The sequence below is a fragment of the Paenibacillus sp. 1781tsa1 genome (assembly GCF_024159265.1).
GTDB lineage: Bacteria > Bacillota > Bacilli > Paenibacillales > Paenibacillaceae > Paenibacillus.
In genome coordinates, this window is the sequence record NZ_JAMYWY010000001.1 from 1,364,575 (window position 1) to 1,382,607 (window position 18,033).

General features: G+C 48.0%; 14 protein-coding genes. 10 read left to right on the plus strand and 4 right to left on the minus strand.

The window, feature by feature from the left end; genetic code table 11:
- Positions 1-502 precede the first annotated feature (502 nt).
- Positions 503-1,255, minus strand: coding sequence for an MBL fold metallo-hydrolase (locus NKT06_RS05945; protein WP_253431269.1), 753 nt, complete (start codon positions 1,253-1,255; stop codon positions 503-505).
- Positions 1,256-1,386: 131 nt separating this feature from the next.
- Here NKT06_RS05945 and NKT06_RS05950 point away from each other — a divergent pair, with 131 nt between their 5' ends.
- On the plus strand, positions 1,387-1,818 hold the full coding sequence (locus tag NKT06_RS05950; protein WP_253431271.1) for an Lrp/AsnC family transcriptional regulator: 432 nt from the start codon (positions 1,387-1,389) through the stop codon (positions 1,816-1,818).
- Positions 1,819-1,852: 34 nt separating this feature from the next.
- Here the strand turns inward: NKT06_RS05950 and NKT06_RS05955 are convergent, their stop codons facing one another.
- Positions 1,853-2,353, minus strand: coding sequence for a hypothetical protein (locus tag NKT06_RS05955; protein ID WP_253431274.1), 501 nt, complete (start codon positions 2,351-2,353; stop codon positions 1,853-1,855).
- A 14-nt stretch (positions 2,354-2,367) separates the two neighbouring features.
- On the opposite strand from NKT06_RS05955, the gene NKT06_RS31645 reads away from it, so the two are divergent.
- Positions 2,368-2,502, plus strand: a complete 135-nt coding sequence (locus tag NKT06_RS31645) for a hypothetical protein (protein WP_301289863.1) — start codon at positions 2,368-2,370, stop codon at positions 2,500-2,502.
- Between the two features lie 10 nt (positions 2,503-2,512).
- On the opposite strand, the gene NKT06_RS05960 is transcribed toward NKT06_RS31645, so the two are convergent.
- Together NKT06_RS05960 and NKT06_RS05965 are read right to left on the minus strand one after the other, a co-directional pair.
- Complete coding sequence (locus tag NKT06_RS05960) at positions 2,513-4,330, minus strand: ABC transporter ATP-binding protein (protein WP_253431277.1); 1,818 nt, start codon at positions 4,328-4,330, stop codon at positions 2,513-2,515.
- A complete protein-coding gene (locus tag NKT06_RS05965; RefSeq protein ID WP_253431280.1) occupies positions 4,323-6,065 on the minus strand; it encodes an ABC transporter ATP-binding protein in 1,743 nt (580 codons plus the stop codon). Before NKT06_RS05965 ends, NKT06_RS05960 begins: the two co-directional genes overlap by 8 nt.
- A 360-nt stretch (positions 6,066-6,425) precedes the next feature.
- Between NKT06_RS05965 and NKT06_RS05970 the strand changes: the two genes are divergently transcribed.
- The 8 genes from NKT06_RS05970 (at position 6,426) to NKT06_RS06005 (ending at position 17,886) form a co-directional block, all read left to right on the plus strand.
- The gene (locus NKT06_RS05970) at positions 6,426-7,349 is read left to right on the plus strand and encodes an S-layer homology domain-containing protein (RefSeq protein ID WP_253431285.1); all 924 of its coding nucleotides are present in this window, start codon (positions 6,426-6,428) and stop codon (positions 7,347-7,349) included.
- Between the two features lie 824 nt (positions 7,350-8,173).
- Positions 8,174-9,145: an ABC transporter permease gene (locus NKT06_RS05975; protein WP_253431288.1), complete on the plus strand. Its 972-nt coding sequence runs from the start codon at positions 8,174-8,176 to the stop codon at positions 9,143-9,145.
- 15 nt (positions 9,146-9,160) lie between these two features.
- On the plus strand, positions 9,161-10,069 hold the full coding sequence (locus NKT06_RS05980) for a carbohydrate ABC transporter permease (RefSeq protein WP_105600785.1): 909 nt from the start codon (positions 9,161-9,163) through the stop codon (positions 10,067-10,069).
- 41 nt (positions 10,070-10,110) lie between these two features.
- Complete coding sequence (locus NKT06_RS05985) at positions 10,111-11,706, plus strand: extracellular solute-binding protein (protein WP_253431291.1); 1,596 nt, start codon at positions 10,111-10,113, stop codon at positions 11,704-11,706.
- Positions 11,707-11,814: 108 nt separating this feature from the next.
- Positions 11,815-13,101: an alpha-L-fucosidase gene (locus NKT06_RS05990; RefSeq protein ID WP_253431294.1), complete on the plus strand. Its 1,287-nt coding sequence runs from the start codon at positions 11,815-11,817 to the stop codon at positions 13,099-13,101.
- Between the two features lie 63 nt (positions 13,102-13,164).
- The gene (locus tag NKT06_RS05995) at positions 13,165-14,187 is read left to right on the plus strand and encodes a carbohydrate-binding family 9-like protein (protein ID WP_253431310.1); all 1,023 of its coding nucleotides are present in this window, start codon (positions 13,165-13,167) and stop codon (positions 14,185-14,187) included.
- Between the two features lie 7 nt (positions 14,188-14,194).
- A complete protein-coding gene (locus NKT06_RS06000) occupies positions 14,195-16,828 on the plus strand; it encodes a transglutaminase domain-containing protein (protein WP_253431313.1) in 2,634 nt (877 codons plus the stop codon).
- Between the two features lie 5 nt (positions 16,829-16,833).
- On the plus strand, positions 16,834-17,886 hold the full coding sequence (locus tag NKT06_RS06005) for a glycoside hydrolase family 18 protein (protein WP_253431316.1): 1,053 nt from the start codon (positions 16,834-16,836) through the stop codon (positions 17,884-17,886).
- The last annotated feature ends 147 nt before the right edge of the window (positions 17,887-18,033 follow it).

Sequence of the window (18,033 nt, forward strand, 5' to 3'; positions counted from 1 at the left end):
AAGCTGGGTGCGAATTCATCGCATCCAGCTTTTTCGTTGTATTTTATAGGGAAACGAAAGGCATGGCGACACAATCAATAATGTGGCAGACAACGTAGCAAGCAAGGTATCGATGTAACGCGTGTGTTGAGCATGTAATACACAGTACGGAGTAAATAGTAAATAGTACAGACTACTCACTACACACTACATACTACGCACTACGCAGTTACACACTGCATAGTACACAGTCATCTGCGTACGCGGTAACGAACCTGAAACACCTTATTGTGCCGATTATCGCGATATTAGAAATTTAACGAATCTGAGACACGTTATCATAGCAAAATGACGGGCAAATCTAGGGAAAAGCACATCCAGAGAGCGAATAACGTGTATAGGATTCGTTAGAATATTAGAGCAGCTGAAAACAGACGAATAGCCTGTGCTGAGTTCGTTACAATCACCCGCCCGTTTGAAAGGTAATTTCTCTTCAGCGTAGCTTTCACTTCAACCTGAAAACTTAAAACTCAAAACTTTCGCCATCACGCGGGATGAGCACCTGACCATTCAACTGCTCGGATGCCAGATAAGTGGCAAGATCCGTGCGAGACATCATACAATGGTTAATCGCATCCATGTGCACAGCGATGACATGAGCAGACGGCGCATGGCGCTTCACGGCTACAACATCAGGCCCGTCCATTGTAATGGGATCACCCTCCACGAATCGTGCACCTCCGGCATTCACGACAATCACTTCAGGGGCATATTGACGAATGGCCTCAGCAGGTTCTTCACACCAGATCGTATCCCCGGCGATATAGGTGACGGGTTCGCCATCTGCTTCAAGTACGAAACCGGACACGTTGCCCATACGTTCTCCGATTTCACCTGTGCCATGATGCCCAGATGTACGGGCGAATCGGACAGAGTGATGCTCATGTTTTTCATCCACAGCTGTTACATTGGTGAATCCGGCACCCAAAAATACATCCTCATCTCCGGGCTGGCAGAACAGAGGAATGTCTTTGCCAAGTTGTTTCGCCGCTGCTTCATCCCAGTGATCGGGATGGGTATGTGTCACAATCAACAGATCTGGATTCAGATAATCCGTTTCGGTTTCAGGCAGAGCTACTCTTGGATTACGTAACTCATTGGGGGTATTGGGGAATGCAGGCATGACTTCGGCGTCCATCAGCATCGGATCAACGAGAATGCTCAGCCCTCCGTATTCCAGCCACAGTGTTGCATTGCGAATCAATTGAATTTTCATTATATTTGCACTCCTTCGGGTTGTTGAATAGTATTACCCTATATGGTATACAACCCGTTTAACGGCGTACATAACATGATGAATGGAATTAGGCTACGCTAATTTCACCGTGAAAGGATTGCTGAAGCAAGATGAATGAAACGATAGATAACACGGATATCCGTATTTTACAGATCCTGATTCAGGATGCCAAACGTTCTCACAAAGAGATCGGTGAAGAGGTTCATCTCACGGGACAGGCCGTTGGTGCAAGAGTGCGCAAGCTGCAAGACCTGGGTGTAATCGAAGGGTACACGGTAAAATGGAACCCGGAACGCCTTGGCCTCGGCCTACAGGCCTTTGTCACGGTTTTCTTGAACTCCGGTGACAGACATGCTGCCTTTCGTACATTCATTGCTGATCGTAAAGACATCGTTGAAGTCCATCGCGTCAGCGGAGAAGGCTGTTATCTGATGCGGGTACAGACCAGCACCACAGATCAACTTGGACAACTGTTGGAAGCATTGCTGCCTTACGGCAATTACAGAGTCAGCCTGTCCATAGGTGTGGAGAAATCACAGTGATGTGGGGGAAACATGTCCTCATCCATCCCGATACTCAACCATTTTGCTGCTGTTCCTGCAAAGTCTTCTGAAGCAAAGCCACGGCCTGATTCAGTTCTTTTTTGCTAAGTAGATGATCGGTCTGAATATGAGACCGGGTGCCGTCCTTCAGGAATAGAACGATCATGGGAGAAGCGGACAGGAGCCACTTGCTGCGGGCAGGTGAGGCTAGTTCGATCTTGCGAATCCGGCTCCATGGAATCTTCCGCTTGCCCGTGTTCAACGCGTCATCATCCCAGGATAACAACACGGCAGGCGTTCTGGTTAGTCGTGACACAAACATGAAGAATAGGGGGCCGATCAACCACATACCCAGCACGGCAGCGATGGAATAGTATATCGTCTCCAGTCTTTCGGCTTGTCCGTCCACGATGATCCATAATAGGCTCACGCACAAGAGGAGGAAAAGGAAGCATAGACTTCCTTTCCACAGAGCTGTGCTGCGTCGGTAATGAATCTGCTGATGGTCATGCTTGGGTGTTTCGGGTTGCTGCATGGATGTACCTCCTAATGAACAATGCTGATCGATATGCCAAACGTGCCGCCTGCATGAGCAGAGCGGCATGTTCAACGTTATTGGCTATAACACAGATGACAGACTCAGATGAATTCATTAGCCCGATCTATAGTCTAACACGAACTTAATTCAGGTCCATTACCCTGATATAGCTGAATTTTTACCTGCATCACGCGCATGCGTGTACAGATCGGCATATACGCCTTGAGCTTCAATCAGCTCCTGATGCGAGCCTTCCTCCACAATCTCGCCATTCTCCATCACCAGAATTCGATCCGCATGCATCACTGTGGACAGACGATGGGCAATGACAATGGTGGTGCGTCCCTGGGATACCGATTCCAGAGCCTGCTGCACGAGCTGTTCCGTGTGTGAGTCCAGATTGGCGGTTGCCTCATCCAGGATGAGCACTCGGGGCTGGAACACAACGATCCGGGCAAAGGAGATCAACTGCCGCTCCCCGGCGGACAACCCGCTTCCGCGTTCGGACAGATGTGTATCATATCCTTGTGACAAACGCGAAATCATGGCATGTGCTCCGACAAACCGGCAGGCCTCAATCGCCTGCTCTCGGCTAATATCCTCACGAAACATTCTCACATTATCAATGATGGAACCGGAGAACAGGAATGGTTCCTGTTGAATTAGCCCCACAATCCGATGAAGTTTGGCCTGCGGCAGATGTCGAATATCGGTACCGTCAATCTCGATACTGCCCGTGTCTACATCATAGAAGCGATTAAGCAGGGAGATCAGGGTGCTTTTGCCAGCGCCTGTTGTGCCCACGATACCTACCATTTCACCCGGATAGAGGTGCAGGTTCATATGCTGGATCAGGGGCCGATCTGCCCGATAACCAAACGACACATCATTAAAATCAATCTGGCCCATCACGTTCCGAGGTTCCAACGAAGAGGCCTGCCTAGGTTCAGGATCGGCAACTTCAGGCCGCGTGTTCAGAATGTTCCAGATGCGATCCATCGATACGGTCGTGGACTGGAAAGTATTCCATTGCATCGTAATCTGGTTAATCGGCTGAAAGAACTGACGAATATAGCTGATAAATGCATACAATACCCCAACTTGCAGGGACTCGCCAAGAACGGCACGACCTCCAAGCCAGACCATCATGACCAGTGCCGCATTTCCAAGGATATCAAACGTTCGGTTGAATATGACATTGGAGCGGGCTTGAGCAATGTTGGCTTTCAGATGGAGCGCATTTTGTTCCGAGAAACGTTTCTTCTGTTCTTCTTCCTGGTGAAAGGCCTGAATCAGGAACATGCCGGACAGGTTTTCCGCCGTAAATGCGATCAAACGGGAAAGACGGGTACGGGCATTCTGATAAGCTTTCCGCAGTCGACTACGGAATAATACCGCAACCACTGCAATGACGGGCAGGACGATCAGGGAGTAACTCGCCAGCACAGGATCAAGTTGGAACATAAAGACGATAATGAGCACCAGCATCATACCATCTCGAATCAGACTGAGCAGTACTTGGGTGAAAAAGCTGCTGATGGTCTCCGTATCACTGGATACGTTCGTAACCAGACTCCCAATATGGAAACGGTCAAAGAAGGACATGGACATCTTGGAGATATGTTTGAACAGGTCCTTTCGGATCCGGGATACAATGTTCTGTCCCACATGCTGCAACAGATTATTCTGGACATAGGTAAAAATAAAACTGATGACAGCCAGCCCGAGGAAGATGGCTGCAAGCTGAACGAGAAAGCCCACACTGGTCTGGCCGATGGCCAGATGATCATCGATGGCGATCTTCACCAGATAGGGTTGCAGCAGATCTGCCGATATGCCAAGCAGTGAGCAGAGGAAGATACCGGCGAAGGCCCATTTATGCGGTTTGGCGTATGCCATCATCGCTTTGAACGAAGTTCGTTTACTCTGATCTTCTTCTGCATCTGGTCGAAGTTCAGCGTTAGCGTCAGACATGATGTAATCCCTCCTCCTGCAAACGGTAGGTGGCCGCATATAACCCCTTGGCAGCCATCAACTGAGCATGTGTTCCCTGCTCGGCGACTCGCCCTTCATCCAGAACGATTATATCGTCCGCATGCCGGACTGCGCTGATGCGATGAGAGATGATCAATGTGGTCTTGCCCTTGCCGATTTCGCGCAAACTGCGCAGAATACCACTCTCTGTCACTGCATCAACCGCGCTCATGCTGTCATCCAGAATTAGTAACTGTGCTTGCTTGATCAGTCCTCTTGCAAGGCTGGTTCGCTGACGTTGTCCACCAGACAGGGTGAGTCCACGTTCACCAAGACGTGTATCGAAGCGATCGGGAAAACGGACAATATTGTCATAGATCATGGCTTGCCGTGCACTATGTTCCACGGTATCCAGTGATACTTCCCGGTCGCTGAATGCGATGTTATCCCGGATGGTGGTACTAAACAGGAATCCATCCTGAGGGACATAGGCGATGCGTGATCTCAGACTTTCCAGCGACAGCTGCCGAATATCGGTACCATTGATGCGAATCGTTCCTTCAGGTGGTTCATATGTACGCAGCAATAGCTTAACGAGGGTACTTTTACCTGAGCCGGTCTTGCCTACAATACCTACCGTTCGCCCGGCACGAATATGGAGTTGAATGTTTTTGAGAGCAGGAGATGAACTGCCAGGATAGGAGAAGGTTAGATTCTCCATGGTGATATCTTGTACGGTATGGAGCGCTGTGGCTTCGGGAAGTTCACGCACATCCGCTACTTCGCTGAGCAGGTCATTCACCCGCTCCAGGGATGCGCCTGAGCGCTGAACGGTATTGATGACATTGCCGATCTGTTGAAGTGGCCCCATGATAATGCGCAGATATAAGGTTAAGGCGACAAAACTCCCGAGTGTAATAGAATTCTGCATGGTCATCATACCACCTACAAGCAGAGAAACAACCAATGAGATGGCTCCCAGCAGTGGTAGCAAAGCCTGAAACAACGAAGACAGACGAACCAGTCGAAGCTGTTTGCTCTTGATTGCATCGACGGTAGTTCCAAAACGTGCACGAGCACTGTCTTCGATGGCAAACGTCTTGGTTACGCGAATGCCACCCAGCTGCTCTTCTGCGGATTCCGTCATGGTTGCAAGGGCTTCCTGTACGTCACGAGAGCGCTTGCGAATCCGCGGACCGAAAAATACGACCAAAAATGGAATCGCCAGCAAAGGTACAACGCTGATTAGAATGAGTGTCAACGGAATCCCGCTAAGCAGCATCATGACAATGCAGGACAATAGCAGGAAGGTGGCATTGGTCATGAGCGTCACGCCATTGGATATTGCTTCACGTACGGAAGTAACATCGTTCATGACATAACTGAGCAATTTCCCGTTTCCTTGTTTGGAGAAATAATGTTCGCTAAGTTCGGAAAACTTACTGAATATACGCTCACGCGTCATGAATTCGAAGCGTCGACCGAGCTTCATAATCATGAACTGCCCGGTACCGAACAGCACATTGTACCCGATAGCAATAGCCAAAAGAGACAGGCTGTACCTTACGATTGTCTGCATGTGAAGCGTGTTCTGCATCAATTGATCCGTGAAACTGCCGAGTATGCGGGGCAGGGATGCTTGCCCGACATTGGAGGCAATAATCAGAAGAACAGCAACCAGATAGACAGGCCAGTTCGATACAACATAACCGCGAAGTAATCCTTTCTTGGACATAAGCATTGTTCTCCTTTTGTTATAGGTGAAGTCAGTTCAGCGGGTGGAGTCAAGAAAAGGGCCGACACCTATTATTAGCGCGTCGTGCCCTCTTACTGTATGCGATCCGGTTCGCTGTTTATCCGTCATCCGATGGATTTCTCTATTCTTATTTTTGCGCTAATCCGATGGGATGTCAACGAAGCCAGTTAGCAAAAAGCAGGTAATCGGATTATCGGCGTCAGAGAAGAGTTCTATGCAGTGTTCCCGTGTTGTATTCACCAGATGTCGAAATTACTGAAACATTTTCTAGGGGTACCCCGTCTGTAGGAATGAAGAGGTAAAAAATAGGCTTTACTAATCATATGGAGGTGCCAAGAAATGAAACATAAAAAAGGATTGGCTGCAACGCTTGCACTCTGCGTTTCTTTGACAGCAGGAGGTGCATCGGTATTCGCTTTCTCAGATGTGAAGGATGAAGGGCAGAAGTCGATTGTGGATTCATTGAAATCAAAAGGTATTGTTAACGGAGTAACAGCGGATCTGTTCCGTCCAGATCTCGCATTGTCCGAGCCACAGGGTGTTCAACTGATTGTGAATGCATTTGGTCTGAAAAATGCATACGCTACGTCTTCCGCACAAGATAAAATTAGTCCGGACACATGGTATGCTGATGCTGTACAGGCCGCTACCCAAAATGGATTGTCTATTCCAGTAGAAGTGAATCCGCAAGGCAAGATGACACGTGAGCTATTTGTTACTTTGCTTCTTGAAGGAATTAACACAACCGGCAATTATCCGGTCATCATGAAGTATAATGATATCAAGGACGAAAATAAAATCGGTAAGGACGCCAAATCTGCGGTCCAGAACTTGCTGAACATGAACATCATTGAACTGGATAAGGACGGTAACTTCCGTCCAGATCAGTCGCTTACCCGTATGGAGGCTGCAAGCATGATCTTCAATGCACTCGAATTTGTGGATAAACACGGCAATGGCGGCTCAACAGAGCCAGCTCCAACCAATCCAGGTGAAGGCCAACAAGCGATCGTACCTGAAGTGACAACAACGAAGGTTGATGACAAAACAAACAAAGTTAAACTCAGTGCTGAAATGCCACACCCTGGTTATGGATTGAAGATTGATGATGTGAAATTGGAGAAGGATGGACGCGCGATCGTGCTCTATTCCATTATTCAACCTGACCCGGATATGATGTATCCGATGGTTATCACGAATGTGACTGCAGAAACGGATATCCCAACAGGGTATACGGCAGAAGCTCAACCTTCTGGCAAGTAAATTCACTGCAAACCCTATAAACGAATCATGGGTAAAACGAATGTGTATTCACAAAACCACTCTCCATACATATATGGAGAGTGGTTTTTTATTTGAGTTAAAAATGTACATAGGCTTTTATATGGTCATTTATATTACATTTATTGATATTTATAGTGACACATAAAGCGAATAAATGAACATCTGCTTAGGCTCTAAAGCCAATTCGTGTTACTGGATCGGCTTTTTTTAATGGTCTTTTCCCAAATATCTATGGGTATCAGATTCCACACCTTGTGCAAAATCTACACATATGGCTCCATAATCCCAATGTTTAAAAGCGTTTTTGTATCCTGCAGGCAAAGATAAAAACAACATATATACGAAAGAGACAGGAGAAATATAGAATAAAGGCAAGCAATTACAGGCTTATAATGTGCGATAGATGTATGATAGATAATATTACATTACATTACATTGGTTCGCATTGGTGCAATCTGTAACCCTTAGAATTTAGCATAATGCTTTTAGACATGAACACGATGTCTGATCGTATATGTAGGTTTTGATTTTAAGGTCTGTTTTCTATCCTCCATTTAGATCTGACATCTTTCCAGGTTCATGTGATGAAACCCTAAATGACAACTTAAGGAGGGAAACGGTCAAATTCTACATGTTTTACTTCCCCAAAATGACAATGACAAGCTGGCAACAAAAGTGTAAACCCCCGTTGTAACAGTATTTTCGGTGATTTTAGATGGAAAGGTTGAAATGGCATATTTACGGATGGGGAAATGAACCATAAACTCGGTATGTAAGCGTTACCAAAAAGGAGGAAACAACTGATGCAACCAGATGGGAAGCACACCTTGTCGCAAAACCTATCGGTATACACGAATCCGAGCAGTAAGAAAAATAAATTATGGAGAAGGATGATTCGTAACTGGGAGTTGTATCTGTTTATCGCACCAGCCTTTCTATACTTTCTGATCTTCCATTATGGTCCGATGTACGGCATACAAATTGCATTCAAAAACTTCATTCCAACGCTTGGTGTCACGGGAAGCCCATGGGTCGGATTCGATCATTTCATCCGTTTCTTCAATTCTTATTATTTCTGGGATTTGCTATGGAATACCCTCAGCATCAGCTTGTATGAGTTGGCTATAGGTTTTCCGCTGCCGATCATTCTGGCGTTAGCGTTCAATGAAGTGAAGGATTCCTTCTTCAAGCGTACTGTGCAGACCGTCACGTATGCACCGCATTTTATTTCGGTCGTTGTGATGTCGGGCATGATCATTACCTTTTTGTCTCCCTCGTCAGGCATGATTGTCAATTTGGTGGAGGCCCTTGGATTACAGGCACCTCAATTCCTGACGGACCCTGCGTGGTTCAAAACAGTGTACGTGCTGTCCGGAGTCTGGCAAAGCGCAGGTTGGGGCACCATCATATACCTCGCCGCCCTATCTGGCGTAGACCCGCAACTGCATGAAGCGGCTGTTGTGGATGGTGCGAGCCGATTTAAACGGATTTTACATATTAACATACCAGCGATCATCCCTACGATCACCATCTTGTTAATTCTAAATATGGGCAGTATTTTGGGCGTCGGATTCGAGAAAATCCTGCTGCTGCAAAATCCGCTGAACATGGGCTCGTCCGATGTCATCTCAACCTTTGTCTATCGGTCGGGGCTGGTTGATGCGCAGTACAGTTTCTCTACGGCGGTAGGATTGTTCAACTCCATAGTTAATGCGATTTTGCTCATTACCGTGAATCAGATTGCACGTCGTACCAGTGAAAACAGCCTGTGGTAAAAGGAGGGAATACACATGTCATCCGCAGTGAAAGAAAGCAGAAGCGATAAGGTGTTCTTAGTGTGCAATTACATCTATCTGACGGTAGCACTCGTGATTGTGTTGTATCCGCTACTGTACATCATCAGTGCCTCAATTAGTGATCCCAAATACGTAAGCTCAGGGGAGATGTGGTTACTTCCGAAAGGAATTACATTTGAGGGCTATGCCCGAGTGTTTGAGAACACCAACATCTGGATCGGGTACAAAAATACGATCATCTATACCGTTGTAGGTACCATCGTCAACCTGATTGTCACGCTACCAGCAGCCTACGCGCTCAGCCGCTCCGATTTTGTGGGACGAGGATTCTTCATGGCGATGTTTATGGTAACGATGTTCTTCGGCGGAGGGCTTGTCCCAAGTTACCTGCTGGTCAAGGATCTTGGTATGGTGAACAGCATGTGGGCACTTATTCTGCCTGGCGCTGCATCCATCTGGAATATTATCGTATGCCGTACGTTCTTCCAATCGACGATTCCCAAGGAGCTGCAGGAAGCGGCGCATATTGATGGGTGTACCAACACCCGGTTGTTCATCAAGATTGTGCTTCCGCTCTCCATGCCAATCATTGCAGTGATGGCACTCTTCTACGGAGTCGGACACTGGAACAGCTATTTCAGCGCCATGATTTATCTGAACGATTCATCCAAGTACCCGTTGCAGCTCTTTCTGCGACAGATTCTCGTGCTTCAGGAAATGGCGGCTCAAGGGGGAGGAGCCATTGATACCTCTTCAGCAACGGCGATGAATACGAAAGCGGAGATTGCTGCGCTGGTTAAATATGCTGTCATTATTGTTGCGACCCTTCCAGTCATTGCAGTGTATCCATTCCTTCAGCGTTACTTTGTCCAGGGTGTTATGATCGGTTCCGTTAAGGGCTGATCTTAATCCATATACCACATTAAACAAGGGGAGTTGTTGTCATGAAAAAGCTTCGCAAGGCTTCATCCATTACACTCTGTCTCACCTTATTCGCAACATTGCTTGCAGCCTGTGGTTCAACCAATGAAGAAGGAAGTGCGACCTCCACAATTGAGGGGGTCAAAAAAGAAGGTTTCCCCATTGTAGACAAAACGTTAACCTTGAAGGTCATGTCCCAGGATGCCGGCGTAGCCGACTGGAGCACAATGCCTGTGCTGCAAGAAATGGAGAAACTGTCGGGCATCAAGCTGGAATACCAACTATCACCGATCGACAGCTTTGAAACGAAGAAAAACTTGGTATTTGCCAGCGGGGACTTGCCCGATATGTTCTATGCTGCGGACCTCAAGCCCGCCGAGCAGGTGACATATGGCAGTCAGGGCATATTGATCCCGTTGGAAAAATACATTGACGAAGGTTACGCCCCGAATATTAAAAAGATTCTCGATGAGAACCCGGATGTCCGCAAATCATTTACAACACCTGATGGACATATGTATGCACTCCCATTCATTGATAAAGCGGCTGTATGGTATAGAGGCCCAATGTGGTACAACGGGGAATTCCTAAAGGCACTTAACGTTGAAGAGCCTAAGACCACGGAAGAATTGTATACGTATCTCAAGCGTGTAAAAGAAGAAGATCCTAATGGCAATGGCCAGCAAGATGAAATTCCGCTGACTTCTGTAAAACTCGATGATCTTCGCATGTTTTTCTTCGGCTTCTGGGGAATGTACAACGAAGGCATCTATTCCGATAAGGACGGAAAAGTTCACTACCCTTATCAAGAAGAAGGTTATAAAGGGTATCTGACATTCATGAATCGCTTGTGGAAGGAAGACTTGCTGGACCATGAGACCTTCTCTCAAACAGGCGATCAGAAAAAAGCAAAAGGTGAAAGCAACAAACTTGCACTGTTCAACGATTACCATCCATACTTCACACTCGGCGGTGAACCCAGCACGGATCACCCGCTGATGACACCAGTGAAGAGCGAAGTCGCAGACTCTCCGGTATACGGCAAACACCCGGGTATGTCGGCTCGTGGTACCTTTGCGATTACGAGCAGCAACCCGTCACCTGAGGCGACGATGCGATGGATCGATTACTTGTACAGCTATGAAGGTGCGACTCTGTTCAATCAAGGTCCGGAAGGTGTGTTATGGCAATTCAAAGACAAGGAAAATCACGTAAAAGAGTGGCTGCCCGTTCCTGGGGGTGGGGATCGTGAGGAATACCGAGGTAAAATCACGCCGAACTTTGGTATCTTGACACCGGGCATTAATGATCCGGAAGTAGCGAAGGGTCTTCGCACCGAATTTGATGAGTGGATTGACCAGCAAAATCAAGAGAAGTTGGTACCTATCGGAAAAGCACCATTTCCTAACGTTTATTTGACAAATGAAGAGCAAAGCGAAGCAACCGCTCTATTGTCTGATCTGGATACGTACGTTAAACAGATGGAAGCAAAGTTTGTGACGGGTCAGGAACCTCTTGAGAACTGGGATAAGTACATTGCACAGATGAAGAAAATGGGCAGTGACCGTATCATCGAACTATATCAAGGGGCTTATGATCGCTGGAATTCCGGGCAATAAAAGAAGGGCTGTCAACATACTTCCCAGGGAGGAAGAAAGATAAGCGTAAGCTTCATTGATTTTCATATTTTTCGTATATCACAATGCTCGGGGGAGGTGTGAACAGATATGCAAAAATGGTTTGAAGAAGCCAAGCTGGGGATATTCATCCACTATGGTATCTATGCGGTAGACGGGGTTGCGGAGTCTTGGTCCTTCTATAATGGCAGGATGTCCTACGACGAATATATGAAACAGTTGGATGGGTTTACGGCATCGGAATTCAACGCGGAGAAGTGGGCGGACTTGATTGAGAAGTCTGGTGCCCGGTATGCCGTATTAACAACGAAGCATCATGATGGCGTTGCGTTATGGGATACGCAATATAGTGACCTCAGTGTAGTCAAACAGACACCAGCGAATCGGGACATCGTGAGGGAGTATGCGGAAGAAATCCGTGAGAAGGGGATTCATCTGGGGATGTATTTCTCGCTCATTGATTGGTCACATCCCGATTATCCTAGTGTATATGAAGGTGGGAAAATACCGGAAGATCTCAGCAGTGTCAACCGGTATTCAAGTCCTGTGGACGGTGTTCAAGATCAGGAAAAGTGGCAGAAGTTCTTGCAATTCAATAACCATCAACTGGGAGAGATTTTAACGAATTACGGAAAGGTGGATCTGCTATGGTTTGATGGGGATTGGGAACGGAGTGCCCAGCAGTGGGATCTACCGGAGTTCAAGCATTACCTGTACTCCTTCAACCCGGATATCATCATTAACTCCCGCCTTCAAGGGTATGGGGATTACAAAACGCCTGAGCAGGGCATTCCGATTACAAGACCGGAGGGACCCTGGGAATTCTGTACCACGATCAACACATCTTGGGGTTATGTGCCAACCGATCATAAGTATAAATCCCTGAATCAGATTATTCGGATGTTCTGTGATTGTATTTCGATGGGCGGTAATATGTTGCTGGATATCGGTCCGCGTGAAGATGGCAGCATCGATCAGAGGCAGGAGGATATTCTGCTTGGGCTGGGATCTTGGATCCGAACCCATGAAGAGGCTGTCTTCGGAACGGGTGAAGGTATTATGTCCCGCTATTACCTGGGGGGCAGCACTGTATCTGAGGATCGAAAGACACTGTATCTGTTTGTGTATGATGATCCAAAAGAGAATGTGTGCATCAAAGGTCTCTGCAATCAGATCAAGAAGATTACTGTGCTGCATTCAGGCAAAGAGCTTCATCATGAGATTCATGGAGGCGTGCCATGGTTCAATATCCCGGGAACAACGTGGATCAAGATGACCCCGGAAGACACACATGAACAGGTGACCGTTCTTAAGCTCGAATTCGATGAGGAGCTGGAAATGTACGGCGGCGCTGGAGCCGTTGTCACCCATAACTAACCATTACGGGGAGGGCGTGTGCCGATAGATGCATGCCCTCCCTTACGAATTGGAGAGAGTGACATGAACAGAAGTGGAGTGCCAGAGCCCAAGATTGAGTATGCTCCCAAACATTATATATGCAAGCGTGCGCAGGAACCGTTGGTGTTAGACGGTCGTGTGGATAAGGCATTTTGGAATGGGGCTCTTTGGACGGAGGATTTCGTTGATATCGAAGGTGATCTTCGTCCGAAGCCAGAGAAACAGACACGGGTAAAAATGCTGTGGGATGACGACTATTTCTACTTTGCTGCCGAGCTGATGGAAGATCAGATATGGGCTACCTTGACTGAGCGTGATTCCGTTATTTTTTATGATAATGACTTCGAGATTTTTATCGATCCTGACGGGGATTCCCATCAATATTATGAGTTCGAGATCAATGCGCTCAATACGGTATGGGACCTGTTATTAGTGAAGCCTTATCGGGATGGTGGGCCTCCGGTTAACGGTTGGGATATCAGCGGTCTCAAGACGGCCGTATATATCGATGGAGAACTGAACAGACCTGGGGCTGATAACCAGAAATGGAGCGTGGAAGTCGCGATTCCCTGGAACAGTCTAAAGGAATGTGCCGAAGAAAACCGTTCACCTGCACCAGGTGAGTTCTGGCGTGTCAACTTCTCACGTGTGGAGTGGCAGACCGAGGTACAGGGCGGTGAGTACCGTAAGGTGCTGAATCCGGAGACCGGAAAACCTTATCCGGAGGACAACTGGGTTTGGTCACCTATGGGCATCATCAACATGCATTACCCGGAGTTATGGGGTTATGTTGTATTTCAGGATGACGGAACGGATCAGTCGTTTGAGTTGCCGGAAGACGAACGAATCAAATGGGAGCTTCGCAAGCTTTATTACCGTGAACGTAATTATTATGAAAAGCATGGTGAATTTACCCAAGATGTGAAGCTGCTTATGGGTGAGGAATCGTGGAGCTGTGAGCCTGTTATTGAAACGACTCGCAGCCTGTTCCAGATTACTGCGCCGTCTTCGGACAGCACGGCCTTGATCTGCATTCGGGAAGACGGAAAGCTGTGGAAGGAGTGAGAACGCAATGACCAGTCAAACCTTGGTATTTTCCCTTGATGCACAGTCATTGGAGAGGATCGAGCAGAAGTTCCAAGAGAAGGTACGTTTTGCAGAGGCCCACAAATCGGAGTTGTTTGATATTTTTCAGCAGGAGCTAACGCAAGAAGAGACATGGGCATTGAAATATGTCTATGCCTATATGCCGGTAAACGACATGGCTGATTATAACGGGGATCTGTTCTTGAACCATGTACGGCGGGCTTTAGACACCCGCATACGTGTGCCTTGGAGAGATCGCGTTCCGGATCATCTGTTCCTTCATTTTGTGTTGCCCTATCGGATAAATACGGAGAATATTGAAGATTTCCGAGGTTTGATCTATGACGAATTAGCTGAGCGGACAGCGAAGTTATCCATGGCAGATGCCATTCTGGAGACGAATTACTGGTGTCATGAGAAAGCGACCTATATTGGCAGTGATCTGCGTACGATATCACCGCTGACGATGATCCGGAATGCTCGGGGTCGATGCGGCGAGGAATCCACGCTGGCGGTGGCTGCTCTTCGCAGCATCGGCATCCCTGCCCGTCAGGTGTACACACCGCGCTGGGCTCACTGTGACAGTAATCATGCTTGGGTAGAAGCTTGGGCAGATGGTCAATGGTATTACATCGGGGCATGCGAGCCGGAAGCCCGTCTGAATCAAGGATGGTTCAGCCCGCCAGCCCGCAGGGCCATGCTCATTAATACGAGAATCTATGCCGACTATCCCGGACCGGAGGATATAACGCTCTCCGAAAAGGGATTTACTGAAATTAATCTGCTTGAGAACTATGCACCGACACGCACCATTCGTGTGAAAGTGAACAATGAGCAGGGAGAGCCCGTACCCGGTGCCAGTGTTCGCTTCGAGCTGTATAATGCGGCGGAATTCTATCCGATTGCCGAAGTGAGGACGGACGCACAAGGGGAAGCGACCTTAAAGACAGGCTATGGCGACCTGTTGATTCGTGCGGTCAGAGGGGGCAAGTGGAGTGAGATCCTAATCAAGGCTCAGGGAAACGACCATGTAGAGCTTGTGCTGGATTCGTCAGAGCAGCCGGCAGGGAGCGTGGACTTTGATATGGTCCCTCCGCCAGAAGGGGAAGGAGAGAGCGCGGTTGCGTTATCGGAAGAGCAGATTCAGATTCATAATCGTCGTCTGGAGGAAGGAGCACAGACCCGAAGCGAGTATGAGGATACTTTTTTGAGGCAAGAGGAGGCTGTCTCACTGTCTCACTCGCTTGGCCTGCCCCAGATGCGTGTATGGGATATTCTCCAGAAGGCACGAGGGAACAGTCGTGAAATTGCAGCTTTCCTAGAGGAATGCTCCAATCCATACGGTGAGTGGCCGCTCCGGTTACTGGAATCGTTGAATGAAAAAGATTTAATTGATACCGCTCGCCAGACGCTGCGCGATCATCTGATTGGTGCGCTCTCGCAGCAAGAATCTTGGGCGGAAGATACGTTCGTGAGATACATCCTCTGTCCGCGGATCTCCTATGAGATGTTGGTCCCTTATCGAAGTGTATTCCAGAATGCATTTTCGGCAGATGAGGCAGCAGCGTTCAGGGAGAATCCCTCGACACTTGTCCGAATGCTGGAACAGCAATATGAATACTATGACGATCTTCCTAATCTAAAAGGCAAAGGGAATCCAATTGGAACGTTTAGTCTAATGAAGGGAGACGCTCAGTCGCTGGATATTTTGTTTGTGGCTGTATGTCGCAGTCTGGGTATTCCGGCCCGATTACATCCGAGCGCTCAGAAACCACAGTATTTAAGTGACAGAGGATGGGAGGATGCAGTGTTTAGTCTCGCCTCACCTCAAACTCTGAAGAGCACAAGCTGGGGAAAGCTCCAACTTCATAGGGATATAAAAGCTCCGCAGGATACACCTGAAGCATCTTATTTCGAAAATTTCTCGTTTGCCCGTCTGGAGGATGGCGTCTACAAGACATTGATATATCCTTATGGCAGTACGGATGTCTATAGTGAGCCATATGAGGTTGAGGTAGGAGCTTATCGCTTAACGACAGGCATTCGTCTGAAAGATGGGACGGTAAACGTACGCTTCGTATACTTTACCGTGAACGCCAGAGATACAACTGAGGTTGTATTAACTTATCGCGAGACTGAGGTTGATATTCCAGTACTGGGTAAACTTGCACCAGGAAGTATACTGACCCGTCTGAATGGTTCAGAGGTGGAACTGGAAGAACTTCTGGGATCGGAGGGCGCCATTGCTGCATGGATTGAACCTGAGCGTGAACCAACGAAACATCTGATTCGTGAACTGTGCGAGCTGGCAGAGCCGCTGGATAAGCTGGGCATACCCATCGTACTCATGATCGGAGATGCAGAATGGAACGCTTATTTTGACCCTGCTGGTTATCCAAAGCTGCCTGTACGCACGGTTTTTGTACGAGATTCCAGTTATGCTTCCTTGTCTGGCTTCATTTCGAAACCTGCAAATCACGAAGCAGGCTACCCGCATCTGTTTGTACTGGATAACCAGCTTCAGATTCGTTACTCGGCTTCCGGGTACAAGATCGGTACAGGGAAGGAAGCCCTGCAGGTTGCTGCAGCGATAACACAATCATCGAATGGATCGGAGTGAAGAAGGTGAGGAAATATATAGTTGCCGGTTATGCCGTTGATTCAGTTCTTCCTGACATGACACATGAGGATCTGTTGAAGTTAACACATCTGAACGTAGCCTTCGGTCATGTCAAGAATGATGCAATAACAACCGAGCATCTAAAAAACGGTCACGTTATCGAGAACATCAAGCGGGAGCATCCGCATCTTACAGTGCTGCTGTCTGTAGGCGGATGGAGCGCTGGCGGTTTTTCCGAAGCCTCCTCAACCCAGGCGGGGAGGGACAGCATGGCTGCATCGGCGGTTAGGGTGCTGGAGGAATATGCTTTTGACGGGATCGATCTGGACTGGGAATATCCTTGTTACGGTGAAGCTGGTATCGCATCCAGTCCTGATGATAAACGGAATTTCACCTTACTTCTCATGACGATGCGGGAGGTACTGAGTGCCAAGGGAGAAGCGGATGGCCGTCATTATCTGCTCACCATTGCGGCAGGGGCTGATCAATACTATGTAGACGGTACAGAGATGGCTGAGGTGCAGCAGTATCTGGACTACGTGCAGTTGATGACCTATGATATGCGCGGCGGTTTTCAGGTTCTAACGGGGCATCATACGAACCTGTACACGCCAACAGGAGATCTGTTTCGAATCAGTACGGATGCTTCCGTGAACCTGTTTGTTCGCGCTGGTGTCCCGAAGGAGAAGATTGTGATCGGAGCTGCGTTCTATTCCCGGATCTGGACTGAGGTTCCTGACCGAAACCACGGACTCCATCAAATGGCTGGCAGTACAGGCGGCTACGGTCCGTCATTTGCCGAACTGGAAGCGAACTACATCAACAAGAATGGTTACACCCGTTATTGGGATGAGGAAGCCTGCGCACCGTTTCTGTTTAATGGGTCCAGCCTCATATCGTATGATGATGAAGAATCGATCCAATGCAAATGTGCTTACGTAAAGGAGCAAGGTCTGGCCGGCATCATGTTCTGGGAGTACAGCTGTGATCCGACGCATCGTTTGCTTGATGCACTGCATCAAGGCCTGAAGGATCTTTCGGCTGGGAAAATCGGATAAGGCCGCCGGCCACGACGAATCAGATTATGTCTTCGGACTAAAAACATACGAAAGGGCCGTCCTATACGTCATGAGCATGACGTATAGGACGGCCCTTTGTTTGCGTTGTTTTGGTCTAATGAATCAGGCACGGTTATTCGCTCTCAT